This is a genomic window from Limnothrix sp. CMB-01 (genome assembly GCF_055193175.1).
This window is the reverse complement of record NZ_CM143720.1, coordinates 4,310,369-4,323,490: the sequence shown is the minus strand read 5'-3', so window position 1 is coordinate 4,323,490 and position 13,122 is coordinate 4,310,369. Positions and strand designations below refer to the sequence as shown.

Annotated in this window: 8 protein-coding genes and 1 pseudogene; 3 read left to right on the top strand and 6 right to left on the bottom strand. The window is 49.9% G+C overall.

Going from position 1 to position 13,122, the window contains the following annotated elements; genetic code table 11:
• The 6 genes and pseudogenes from ACZA91_RS17875 to ACZA91_RS17850 all read right to left on the bottom strand — a co-directional run bounded on the left by ACZA91_RS17875 (position 1) and on the right by ACZA91_RS17850 (position 4,369).
• Entirely contained in the window at positions 1-360 is a 360-nt protein-coding gene (locus tag ACZA91_RS17875; RefSeq protein WP_463183813.1) for a chemotaxis response regulator CheY, read from the bottom strand.
• 409 nt (positions 361-769) lie between these two features.
• Positions 770-991: pseudogene (gene yidD, locus ACZA91_RS17870) on the bottom strand (membrane protein insertion efficiency factor YidD); the annotation flags it as partial.
• 83 nt (positions 992-1,074) lie between these two features.
• A complete protein-coding gene (locus ACZA91_RS17865; protein WP_099534605.1) occupies positions 1,075-1,344 on the bottom strand; it encodes a YciI family protein in 270 nt (89 codons plus the stop codon).
• Positions 1,345-1,461: 117 nt separating this feature from the next.
• Positions 1,462-2,955 (bottom strand): carotenoid oxygenase family protein, encoded by a 1,494-nt coding sequence (locus ACZA91_RS17860; protein WP_463183811.1) that lies wholly within the window; start codon positions 2,953-2,955, stop codon positions 1,462-1,464.
• Between the two features lie 130 nt (positions 2,956-3,085).
• A complete protein-coding gene (gene pedR, locus ACZA91_RS17855) occupies positions 3,086-3,367 on the bottom strand; it encodes a photosynthetic electron transport-dependent transcriptional regulator PedR (RefSeq protein ID WP_099534603.1) in 282 nt (93 codons plus the stop codon).
• 183 nt (positions 3,368-3,550) lie between these two features.
• Positions 3,551-4,369 (bottom strand): YdcF family protein, encoded by an 819-nt coding sequence (locus tag ACZA91_RS17850; protein ID WP_190530765.1) that lies wholly within the window; start codon positions 4,367-4,369, stop codon positions 3,551-3,553.
• A gap of 566 nt (positions 4,370-4,935) precedes the next feature.
• Between ACZA91_RS17850 and ACZA91_RS17845 the strand changes: the two genes are divergently transcribed.
• The 3 genes from ACZA91_RS17845 to ACZA91_RS17835 all read left to right on the top strand — a co-directional run bounded on the left by ACZA91_RS17845 (position 4,936) and on the right by ACZA91_RS17835 (position 12,914).
• Entirely contained in the window at positions 4,936-5,523 is a 588-nt protein-coding gene (locus ACZA91_RS17845; RefSeq protein ID WP_099534602.1) for a hypothetical protein, read from the top strand.
• Between the two features lie 777 nt (positions 5,524-6,300).
• Complete coding sequence (locus ACZA91_RS17840) at positions 6,301-8,061, top strand: glycosyltransferase family 39 protein (RefSeq protein ID WP_463183807.1); 1,761 nt, start codon at positions 6,301-6,303, stop codon at positions 8,059-8,061.
• Between the two features lie 890 nt (positions 8,062-8,951).
• Positions 8,952-12,914, top strand: coding sequence for a PAS domain-containing protein (locus tag ACZA91_RS17835; RefSeq protein WP_463183805.1), 3,963 nt, complete (start codon positions 8,952-8,954; stop codon positions 12,912-12,914).
• Positions 12,915-13,122: the final 208 nt, after the last annotated feature.

Below are 13,122 nucleotides of genomic sequence, written 5' to 3'. Positions count from 1 at the left end.
TCACAAAACAGCCTGAATTTTTTGCTTCAGCGTCTCGGCATTGAAGGGCTTAACAATGTAGTTGTTAACACCGGCTTCCTTGGCAGCAATCACATTCTCCGTTTTGGATTCTGCCGTCACCATGATGAAAGGTGTGGCGCTTAGTTTACGGTCAGCTCGCACTTCTTTCAACAGTTGCAGCCCTGTCATTGGCTCCATGTTCCAATCTGCAATGATCAGCTCAACCCTATTTTCCCGCAGCTTTTGAAGGGCGCTAACACCATCACCCGCTTCTTCAATATCGTCATAACCAATCTGCCTCAACAAATTCCTGATGATTCGGCGCATGGTGGCGTAGTCATCAACGACTAGAACTTTCATCTTCTGTTGCTCCTATGGGTGAAGAGATGGTGAGCCATCAGGTCTATACTTGGGCGAAAAATGCAGCGCTTGGCAAATTTGACTGTGATGGCCACGACAATGAATGAATCTTAATAGATTGGATTGGTTAATGCGGCTAAAAATATCGAGACTCAAAATTAGTTTATGTTTTTTAATTTTTTGGATATCAATCTTTTAGATTTCAATCTTTTGGCTGGATTGTTTCTGAATTTGCCACTTCCGAATTGGCTAAATTAACTGGTTCAATGCCCTCGGTTTCGATCGCCTCTGTGGCGATCGACTGGTTGCCCGATCGCTGATATTTGGCCCAGAGGGGATGGGGCCGGCCGGCCATTGCATCGGAGTCGATCGCGCCGGGGCCCAGGGCCGCCCGCCAAGACCAGGTTTCCGGCAAGGGGTCATAGCCTCCCGGCTGGAAGGGATGGCAGCGCAGGATGCGGGCCAAGGCTAACCAGCCCCCGCGCCCGAGGCCAAATCGCTGAATCGCCCCGATCGCGTAGTGGGAGCAGGTGGGGTAATAGCGACAGTTGGGGCCCAACAGGGGCGATAACAGGACTTGGTAAAGACGCACCAGCCCGATCGCCAGTCGGCCAGGGAGCGATCGCAACAGGGAAATATGGTTGGTAAAACCTGTTTGGTAAAACCCGTTTGGTAGCTGTTTAGGCTTTTGAGATATCCTCTCAGGCATCTTTTTTAGAAGGCTTGAATCCATTCTTTGATTTCGTATTCTGTCCAAATACCGTTTTCCCAATAGGGATCGGCTTCGATGAGCTGACGAACGATTTCTTCGCTGTCTGCTTCATAGATGCCAAATACTTTGCTGTTGTCTTTGGTGGGGCCTAGGGTGATCAAAATGCCTTCTGCTTTTTGTTTGGCTAAGCCGTCTAGGTGCGCCTGTCGATAGGGGGTGCGTTTTTCGAGGGCATCTTCACAGTAGCTGCCAAACAAAATGTATTTAGCCATGGTTCAAGAGTTGTGATGAATTAGGTTTTTGGGGGCTGCCGATTGCATGGAAAAGCAAAAGCAAGCATGAAAGCGGTGGCTGAACGTGGCTCTTTTCAGCCACCGCCTTCAGGCAACTTAGGAAGTGGATTTGGGATGCCAAACCCCATGGAATCCGAGGTTAATCGGGTGGGGGAAGGCTAAGCGGGCGATCGGGACATCATCTAGCCGATCGCTCTGCCAGATGCGCAGGTCGCTGCAATCCCGGTTGCCATCATAGACCACGCTCAGGATCCAACCCGATCGCCCGTCGCCGGCCGGGTCGGCCACAAACAACGGCTCCGAAGGATAGCACCCCGGTTCTAGGCTGGCATAGGTGATGCGATCGGTTTGGGCATCGTGGCGGGCGATCGTGCCGAATTGTTCCTGTTTGAAAGCGGCGGGGCGATCGAGGTCGGGTCGATGGGCCGAAAAGTAGCTGTAGCGGTTGGGGGAGCCAACTTCGCTGGGGGCCACGGTCGGAAAGTCCGAATGGCGATCGAACAGAATCCGTTGATCCAGCAATTGCCGCCGCTGGAGATCGAACCGCAATTCCACGTATTGGGATGTTGCAAGGGTGTTGATTTTGCCGCTGGCCGCTTCCTTCAGGTGTTGGTTGGTGGCAAAGTTTGGGTAACGCGCCATGGTCAGGCTGACGGAGCGATCGGGATTCTGCCAACCGTTGCCAAAGTGCCACTGAAACCAAGGTTCCGCTTCAATGGTGGCGGCGAGGGTCAGGGTTTCGCGATCGACAAACCAAACTTGCGTGGGCCGATCGCCCTGCCACTTCATCGCGTCACTGAAACATTTGAAGTTCAACAGCGCTGGCAACAGTTCCAAACTCAAGGGCGGAATGCAAAAGACCAGATAGGGCCCCGCTAACACACAATCATGGATTAAGGGCAGGGATTGCAGGGGCAGTTGGCGTTGGGCCAGGAGGCGACCGGCGCGATCGAACCGCAGCAAGTTCAGCTTGGGACGGGGGCCCGGCAACACTCCAAAGTTATAGATTTCGCCCGTGGCTGGATCCACCTTGGGGTGAGCAGAGAAGGCCTGACCCGGCTTCAGCACCCCATCCAAGGAATCGGGGCCGATCGTGGTCAAGTTGTCTAAATCCAGCGCATGGGGCCAACCCCCTTCCCACAGGGCCAGGAGCCGATCACCCAAGGGCAAAACGGAAGTGTTGGCGGCATTTTTGAGATCGCGCCCCACCCGTTGCCACCAAGGTTTTGGAGCCAGTTGCCCGTAATTGGCAAACAACCATCGATCGGCCGCTTCTTCCTGTTCGTAGGCCGCCGTTTGCACCATCCGATAGGTGGCTCGGGCCTGGGGTGGGCCTTGGGGTTGATCGGGCGATCGGCCAAAATGCACCGCCAACACCGCCCCATCTCCATCAAACCAATGGCCCGTGGGCTGTCCCGATCGCACTATCCGGCCCGGCCCGTTGCGGTAAAGCGTGCCTTGCAAATTTTCGGGAATTGCCCCAGCGGTCACCGTCAAGGGCGTGAGCGGAAATTCGATCGCCGGTCGCTGCACGGCCGGCAACCACTGAGGATCGCGACTCGTCTGAGCTTGCTCTGTTGCTAAAACCATTAATTTCGCAATCTCCTGACGAATGATGGCCTGTGTTTCGCGGTTCAGCGCGGCCCTACGTCAATCTGGGATGACCTGGGACGAGCTGAAATGAACTGGCATGGATCTGAAGAGTCATCGTCGGCTGTTCCTAGGAAGCCGTTGCGCGATCGTTTTCCACTTCCACGGGCGGCACGTTGGGCAATGTGCAGCAATTGACCTGATCTAGGCAAACCTTGCCCCACTGCAACGCCCAACGCACCAAAGCCACCCGATTTTCGGTTCTGGTTTTGGTCAAGATATTACTGATGTGGTTATCAACCGTTCGCTTGCTGATCTCTAACTGCTCCGCAATATCTTGGTTGGTTAAACCAGCAGCCACTAATTCAACAATTTGCAGTTCGCGATCGGACAGGGAGATCCAGTTATCCATGGGACGGTAAGACTTTCCGTTTGTTGAATCCGTATATTTACTTATTTTCCCCCAGTTGCTTGCGGCCTGGGGAAGCGACAACCGGGCCGAGCGCCCCGTTGCTTCAGCAACTCAGATCCCTATGAGTGTACTTGACGATTCTTAACATGCCTATGGGGCACGGGCCGATCGATCCCAGCGGCCCTAAATCCAGCCCCGCAACCAGTAAGCCACCATCCCCACATATTCTTTAATGGCCCGAGTGGTGGCCCGCAAATTATCCGCATCGGGCAAGAAATTCAACGCAATTCCCTCTGGAGAACTGCGCCGCTCACGCTCATCTTGATCACTAAAAAGAAAATCCGTGGGAGCCGCGATCGCCTCAATTCCCAGCTTGCGAAAAATGGCGATCGAGCGCGGCATATGCATCGCTGAAGTCACCAACAACACCCGCCGCAACCGTTCCCGCTCCAAAATCTTCTTCACCTCTTCGGCATTTTGGCGCGTGTTCAAGGAGTTGGGATCCTGCAACATATCTTCGCTCGGAACTCCCATTACTCCCGCCAACTCCGCCATGGCCGCCGACTCCGGCTGACCGCCACCACCCCGCCAAGCAATTCGACCGCCACTAAAAATCAGCTTCGGAGCCTTGCGATCGCGATAGAGCTTCACCGCATAGAGGGTGCGATCGCCCTCATCAGCCAGATCAATCCAAGGGCGAGGTGGCTCCGTGGACTTAATGCCCCCACCCAAAACCACGATCGCATCGGCCCGGGGCAGGTCACCGGAGCCGCCCGTTTGTTGCTGAAGCACCAGGGCCCGCGACTCCAGCGATCGGGTCAGGGCCACCGCCACCCACCCATTCGCCGCCGTCCACAAAATCACCAGCGCCAAGGCCACCGCCCAAGCCGCCCAACGCCCGCGCCGCATTGACAACAACACCAACGCCGCCACCATCAGAGCGCAACTTAGCCCCAGGGGATAAAAAAACAGTGGCAACAGCTTCGATAAAAACAAAAACATGGGCAGCGATGGCAAGGGCAGAAACAAGGACGAAAGCATAGTTCATCATTCATAATTCGCCTTTGCTTGTCAATCGCCGTTTCAGTTCCTAAGCCAGCATAAGACGATGAAATCGATGAGTAATTTTTTAAAGGTTTGGCACAAGATTTAAAACAATTCCCAAGAAGGAATTCAACACAAAAATTACTGGAGCGAGTTGAATTTTGATTTTGGGTTGATTTCGGCAAAACTTAAGATTCAGATTAGATTTTCGATTATCTATCATCAAAATTGTCAAAAATATTTAGAAAATCATTAATTAATTCAGCAAAAACCGTTAAATATCGATCAGTTCATGATCGCATGGATCAAAGCACTTAATACGGGCTTAAGCATTCATTGAATAGAAATTAAATGAAAACCAAGCCAGTCAACTCAGTAAAATTCAAGCTATAATTATTGCCGATTATTTTCAGCCAATCGCTTTTGATTGGTTTTAATCACGCTCAGAGTAATTAAGATTACCCTTTTAATCGGTTTTCAGAATTAGTCTGCTGGATTGGCTCAATGAATTGAAATGGGATCCTATGCAAACATCGATGACCTTGCCGGAACCGATAACCTTTGAAGCGGCGATCGAGCTAACGCAAGAATGGCTCGATCGCTGGGCTACTGGATCCTGGACAACAACAGAATTCGCAACGGCGGCAGCTCAGTTAGTGGCCAATGTGGCCGGGGCCCGTGGTTTTTTTGTGGTCTATTTGACCGACGAGCGATCGATTGTGGACCCTGCGCCGGAAGCCCTTGTGGTCACCCTTGCTCAATCGCCAGACCAGGTGTTGGAACTTTTGGTGAAAAATCTGGCCATGGCGGCGGCCATGGTGGTGATTCACGAGCGAGCGGGCGATGGGGCCATGGCTGACCAATCTCGCCGCACCAGCCGCCGATCGGGCAACCTGCTTCAGCAACTGGATCAGTATTTCGCCGCCCATCCGATCCTCCTGGCAAAAGCCGCCAGCCCTTCCATCACAGAGCTGCTGCACCAACTCCGAACCGCAGCCACCGAGCAAACCGGGCCCTTCGCTGACTTCCTGGAACGGTGGGGCTATGACGATTTGCAACGGCGGGCGATCGTGCGGGCGATCGAACATGTGGGTATGCAACCGGGTCGCTAGGGCAACGGCCAAGCGTTGTCGATCGAAAATCCGGCTAGCCACTCAACCGGCGGGGAAGTTTAGCCCCGATCGGCGCACTTGTTTGGGGTCTGGGGGCGATCGATCCCGATCACTCAAATCCTCAACCCTGCGGGAGAACCCCATGGAGGCAAGGGGCTTCACCCCCTTGTCTTCCCTAAATTTCAAGCGCTATTACCCATACTGATATCAACACTAAAACTTTGAGATTAATTTTGGAATTAATTTTGGGATTGATTTTGGGATTATTGTGCCCGTTGTTACCGGATTTGCCTTGTTTACGCTTGCTTGGGACTTTCGATGCAACTCCGTAAACTCGTTTGTTTTTGGGTGCTTTTTTTAACCCAACACTTAGACCAATTAGCTTTTATTTTCTAATTGATTATCTAGAATAATCGATCCTCGAAATCCATGACAAGCTCCAAAAAATAATTCGATGGGTAACCGAAAGTTATAAGATGCAAGGCTACCGACGGTAAAACACAGCCTCCACAGTCAAAAATCATTTTGACAATCTCTATCCATACCTTGGTGAATATCTGCGATTCATCAGTCAACTCATTCACAAATCAACCTATTCACAAGTAAAGGCATCACAAGTCAGCTTAAAAAGCAATGGAGATCTCCCTGAAATTTCATCGGGCGATCGCCTGTTTGTGGTTTTTGCTTAACGAAAATTCAAAATCAATGACACAAGAAACGATCGTGACCCGAAGCAAACAACCTTGGGGTAGTCGTTGGCTCGCGTGGATTCTGGCCATGCTGGTTGGTGTGGGGGTTGTTCTCCGATTTAGCCATCTCGAAACCAAAGTGTATTGGGGTGATGAAGTATTCACCTCCTTTCGGATTGCAGGCTACACCCTCGCGGAAGTCAACCGGGAACTACTGGATGAGCGCCCCCGCACCGTGGCTGAACTGCAAGCCACCTATCAGCAACCCCATGAGCAGCGATCAATGAATGACACCATTCGATCGCTCGCGGAAGATGACCCCCAACACCCCCCTTTTTTCTATATATTCGCCAGGATTTGGGAACAAATTTTAGGCAGTGAATTGGGCACGAGACGCGCTTTTGCAGCCCTTTGCAGCCTATTGCTCATCCCAGCATCGGCCGGCATTGCTGTGGAATTATTTGGTAGTCAATTGGCTGGCTGGATTGCGGCGGCCATGGTTTCCCTGTCGCCATTTCATTTACTTTATGCCCAAGAAATGCGGGAGTATGGCCTTTGGGCTGCCATGATTGCTCTCACCGGTTGGCTGCTTTTGCGGGCACTCAGAACGGGTGGCATTTGGGCTTGGGTCGGGTGGAGTTTATCGCTCGCCCTGTTGCTCTATACCCATCTGTTTTCAGTCTTAATTGCTGGGGGATATTGCTTGGTTGCGGCCTATTGGCTCTGGCGATCGAGTCAGTCTGTTTCGGCTGATCAATCTACTCTCACTCGATCATCTTCTGCGGCTAATCAATCCGCAATAACCGAGCAAGTTGCTCCAGCAAATGCTCCCCCAGCGCCCCTGTCCAGGCAATGGCAATTCTTTGGAATCAGTACCCTCAGTGCTGGCGTTTTATTTTTGCCTTGGATCATTGCCACTCTCCAAAACCTCAGCACCATTTCCCGCACTAACGGATTTACTGCCCAAGCCGTTCCTTTCAGCACATTGCTTTATAACTGGTGGCTGAATTTGGCCCGACCATTTGCAGATTGGGAGCCAACAGGACAGATTTTAAGCAACCCGATCGCGGCGCAGGGAATTGTCTTGGCTATTGCCATTTTGGTGGCCATTAGTTTTTGGAACTTGGCTTATCGTCAACCGCTGTTGAGTCGGTTGTTGTTGTGGGCAATGATGGGATCGCAGGGCTTGGCATTGGTGATTTTAGACCTCAGCCAAGGAGGATTTCGATCGGCTATTATTCGCTACCTTGCACCTTGTTATTTGGGCTTGCAACTGACCATCACGGGCTATTTGTCAACGCTGTTGCTGCCAAATACCATTCCCGATCGCCCTGCTCAGCAAGCTCATCATTCATCCAAATTCTTGTTCATCAAGCAGAACATTGATCAGAACATTCATTACATTCATCGGCGGCTCATTGCCTATGGCCTTTTGGCTATCCTGTTGATCGCGGGCGGCAGTTCTTGCGCCATGATTTTGCCTGCCAATACTTGGTGGAACAAACAAGGGAGCTATGCAATTCCTCCCTTAGCTCAAGTCATTGAGCGCTATGAATCACCTTGGATTGTTGCTTACGACACCATGCCGCGCATGTTCTCCCTCAGCTATCACCTCAATTCTCGGGTCGTGATGCAATTTATACATGCTCAGTCACCTGTAAATGTGCCCCCAAATTATGATCTGCTGTTGTTTCGTAGTTCCCTTGAGGTGCGCGATCGACTGCGGCGTTCTGGCTGGCAGCTCGATCGCCAATTTCAAACCAGCACCATCTATCCCTATCTATCTCCCCTGGACAAACAGGCTCAACTTTGGCTGGATTCGGCGCAGCGCAATTCCCTGCTTCCTTGAACGGGCCTTCGATTGACCCAATCTCGATTGGGCGCAGTCAAACTCGATCAGTCTCAATGAATCTCGATCCATTCCGACTCATCCAGACAAGTCGAAATTCATTGGGATTGATCCAACCCAGCTGCGTCAGGTTAAGGGGGAATTTACCGGATTCGGTCTGTGTCGCCTGTCTAGTTAGTTATCAGTAATTTTGAAGGATAATTAGACTCAAGGGGGTGAATTAGTGCTAGAACAAATTTAGGTTGTTGCAGGAATCTTCCATGCGATCGACCATCGTCTAGCTCGTAATGGAGAAAGCACCAAGTTTGTTCTTCGTCTTTGCCGATTCGGATCACCCTCGAATTTAATTGCTTCGTAATGTATAAAAAAGCTCTTTGTTATCACGGAAATAACAGTTAAATGGAAATTAATAGGCATTTTGGCAAAATCATCAGTGAGAATTGATACAACTCCTTCGTTCTAAATTTGCAGCATCCCTGAGCCGTTCCAGTCAGCAGCAGCGGATCCAGCAAAAAATCGGTGAAAAAGCTTGAACCCCCAATGACAGCGATCGGGTCATTTTCTTAAAGATAGTAAGGCACTGATAGTTGCATAATCTTTCAAGGAATTAAACCTCCCAGGAATTAGTAGTCATGAAGCCTATTCTTAGCTTGCTATTGTTTCAAGCCTCAGATGAGGATGTCTTATCGATTATTCGAGAACTTTATCATCATCACTTTAATTTAAGTTGGAAGTGGGTTAAAAATACCAAGCAATTACAAATTGCCCTGGCAAAACAGTCATGGGATTTAATTATCTCTAATCATCAAGATGCTGGATTAAGTGCCTTTGATGTTCTCAAAATTCTACAATCATCCAAACGTGATATACCGCTGATTGTTATTTCAGAGGTGATCGAGGATAGCCTAGCCGTTGACCTCATGCAGGCGGGCGCGGTGGACTGTTTTGTTAAGGGCAATACCACCCGCCTCCCGGAAGTGATCCGTCGCGAAATTCGTGAGGCCCAAATTCGTAGAGAACAGCGCTTAGGGGCATCCCAATTAGAAGCAGTTCAAGAGCGGTTGCAATTGGCGATCGAAAGTTCTGGGTTGGGATTGTGGGATTGGTTTATCGATCGCGGCGAGGTCACCCTCAACGAACGTTGGGCTGACATGATTGGCTATACCCTCGAAGAACTAGCCCCCATTCAATTAGGAACCTGGCAAAAATACACCCATCCTGAAGATTGGCCGAAGGTAGTTTCGGCGCTGGATAGCCATTTTCAAAACCAAACCAGCGCCTATGAATGTGAATTGCGAATGCGCCATCGATCAGGGCACTGGGTTTGGGTGCTGGCAAGGGGCAAAGTTGTTGAGCGCGACGCAACGGGCCGCCCTTTGCGGATCACAGGGACACATCTAGATATCACAGAGCGCAAAGAATCTGAATCCTTGCTCAGCAAACGGGAGCGCTACCTAACTGCAATTGTTGAGATCCAAAAGCAACTTTTATCCAACCATACGGATCAGAATATCTATCAAACAATTTTGGAAATTCTGGGGCCCATTGCCGGAGCCGATCGGATCTATGTGTTTGAAAAGCATCAGGATCGGTTTGGAAATTCTCTCATTAGCCAACATGGGGAATGGTGTCGCCCTGTCATTCAATCTCAGCTTAGCAATCCCCAATTTCAGAATTTGCGTTGCCATCCTGAATCAAACCCTTGCCTTTCTCAGCTAACTCAAGGGCAATTAATTAACAGCTTGGTTTCCGATGTTTCAATGTCGGAATTTCAGGCTTTAATTGCACCAGAGGTGGCGGCAGTTTTGATGCTGCCCTTGATGGTAGATGGCCAATTTTTTGGGTTTATTGGGTTCGATCGCGTCACTCCAGACCTGTGGGATGCGATCGAAATTAATCCCCTCAGTTCCGTTGCGGCTGCGATCGCCCTGTTCAAGGAACGAGAACTGGCAGTGAGGGCCTTGGCGCGCTTAAACCAAGAGCTAGAGGAGCGGGTGGAGCAGCGAACTGCGGCTTTGCAAGACAGCGAAGCGCGGTTACAAGCAATTATTGATTTTGCCCCCGCTATTATTTATGTCAAAGATCTTCAGGGTCGCCACACTTTGGTTAATCGATCATTTTTGAAGTTTTTTGGCTGCACTAAGCGCGAGATCTTAGGCAATACTAACCAAGACCTGTTTGAGCCAGAATTAGCAAAAGTTCTGGATGAAAATGATAATGAGGTCTATCGGCTCGGTCGTTTTCAGCAATATGAAGAAGAGATGGAAATCAATGGCAGATTCTACACGTTTTTGTCTAATAAATTTCTGTTGCTCGATCGAGACTGGCAGCCCTACGGCCTCTGTGGCATTTCAGTAAACATCACATCCCGCAAAGAAGCTGAAAAAGCCATTCAGCGACAACTGGCAATGATGGAAGCTGCCATTGATGGCATTGCCCTCATTGAAAATGGTCAGTTGACCTATGCAAACCAAGCCCATGCCAATTTGCTTGGGTTTGATCAGGTTGAAGAACTCATCGGTCAACCTTGGCAACAGTTCTATGACCCCCTGGAAACTGAACGATTTGAGCAGCATATTTTGCCCCAGCTCCAGCGCGATCGCTCCTGGCAAGGAGAGGCGATCGCCCGGCGCAAAGATGGCAGCACATTCTATGAAGGGCTGTCCCTCACATTGTCCGAAGATGGCACTTTAATTTGCGTCTGTCGGGATATTAGTCATCAAAAACACACAGAGGCACAACTAACGAGTCTTTCTAATCGTTTAGCCTTGGCGTTGCAATCGGCAGCGATCGGGACATGGGAATGGAACTTTCAAGATGAAGTTCAATGGGATTCGCGCATTCGTGAAATTTATGGCTGGCACAACCCCGATCGCGATCCCACTTACCAAGATTGGCTGAACTGCTTACATCCAGAAGATGCCATGGCGATGGAAGCCTTCAGGGAATCGATCATGAATCATCAAGGGGAATTAAACCTGGAGCTGCGCATTAACCGCCCTAACGGGGAACAACGGTTTGTGCAATGTTTTGCGATCATTGAGCACGACACCAACCATCAACCTCTGCGCATGGTTGGGGTTAACTATGACATTACTGAGCATAAACAAGCAGAACATGAAAATCAGTCGCTGAAGGAACGATTGGAATTTGTTCTTTCGTCCAACCCAGCAATTATTTACACTTGTCAGCTAGGCGAAAATTATCGATTTACCTTCGTCAGCCGCAACATTGAATCAATTTTGGGCTATCCCAAAGAAGAATTTTTGCAGAATCATGCCTTTTGGCTAGAGCATATTCACCCAGAAGACTTAACCTATGTCCTTGACAGCCTGCATAATTTAAACGACCTGAAATATCATGTTCGCGAATATCGATTTTTGAAGAGCAATGGCAGTTACTGTTGGCTGCATGACGAGTTTCGGGTGGTTTACGATACCCAAGGTAAACCCCTAGAACTGGTGGGTTACTTTGCCGATATCAGCGATCGCAAGGATACCGAAGAAGCCCTCAAGCAAACCAATGCGCAATTGGAACGGGCCACCAGGCTCAAGGATGAGTTTTTGGCCAGCATGAGCCATGAGCTAAGAACGCCTCTCAATGCCATTTTGGGCATGTCGGAAAGTTTGCAGGAAGATATTTTTGGGCCAATTACGCCAGAACAAACGAAGGCCGTTGCCACCATTGAAAAAAGTGGGCGGCACTTGCTGGAGCTGATTAACGACATTCTGGATTTGTCGAAAATTGAAGCCAATCGCCTGGAATTAGATTTGGATTTGGTTTCGGTTTGGGATCTGTGCGAAAACAGCTTGGCTTTTGTGAAGCAGTTAGCTTCGCAGAAAAAAATTGCCCTGAAAGCCTCGATCGCTGAAAATCTGCGGGATTTGTCGATTCAAGTGGATGGGCGACGGATGCGGCAGGTTTTAATCAACTTGTTGAGCAATGCGGTTAAATTCACGCCGGATTCTGGGGCCGTTGAGCTGGTGGTGATGATGGAAGAAGCACCGCAAAAACCACCCTATGAACCGCTCGATCGAGAACCGATCTCAACATCTATTTCAGCGCCGATCGAAGCTTCAAATTCCCAAGCTTCAGGTTCCCAAGCGTCAAGCTCCCAAAGTTCCTATTCAGATTTTCGACCGGCCCAAATTTGCTTCACTGTTCGCGACACAGGCATTGGCATCGCGCCAGAAAACCTATCAAAACTGTTCCAATCTTTCGTACAAATTGACAGCCGCCTCAGCCGCCAATATGCAGGCACAGGCCTAGGCTTGGCGCTGGTGAAGCGCATCACTGAATTGCATGGCGGTCGGGTCAGCGTCAGAAGCGAAGTGGGCCAGGGCAGTTGTTTTCAGGTGTATTTGCCCTGTTGGTCAAAGGGACCAACGCGATCGCCCAGCGCTTCTGAAGTAGCCCCGGGACTCCATAGCTCACTGCCTGCTTGCAACGGAACCCAATTGATTGACTTGCAAGCGATTGAAACCGGTCAGCCATTAATTTTGTTGGCGGAAGATAACGAAGCCAACATCATGACCATTTCCAGCTATCTAAAGGCACAAAACTATCAGATTCTATCGGCCCAAAATGGCCGAGAAGCTATTGAAATGGTGCGATCGCACCAACCCGCTTTGGTGTTAATGGATATCCAAATGCCAGAAATGGACGGGCTGACGGCCATTGCCCAAATTCGCCAAGATCCCGACTTTCAATCCTTGCCGATCATTGCCTTGACGGCCCTCGCTATGGCAGGCGACCAGGAACGGTGCTTGCAAGCGGGAGCCACCGCCTACTTGAACAAACCCGTTAAGCTCAAGCAATTGGCGAATATGATCCAGGAGCTATTAAAGCAATAACCCAAAAATCTGGAGTTAAAGATCTGAAGTTAAAATCTGGAGTTAAAAATCTGGAATCAAGCCCCTAGAGCAACACCAAGGGACTATGGCAAAGGCTCAGTCACCAATACTTCAGCAGATATTGAAAAAGCCCAAAAAAGAAAAGCCCAAAAAAGCTCAAAACTAAATTTGGGTATGTTTCACGTTATCAAACCGGGCTGCATATCCT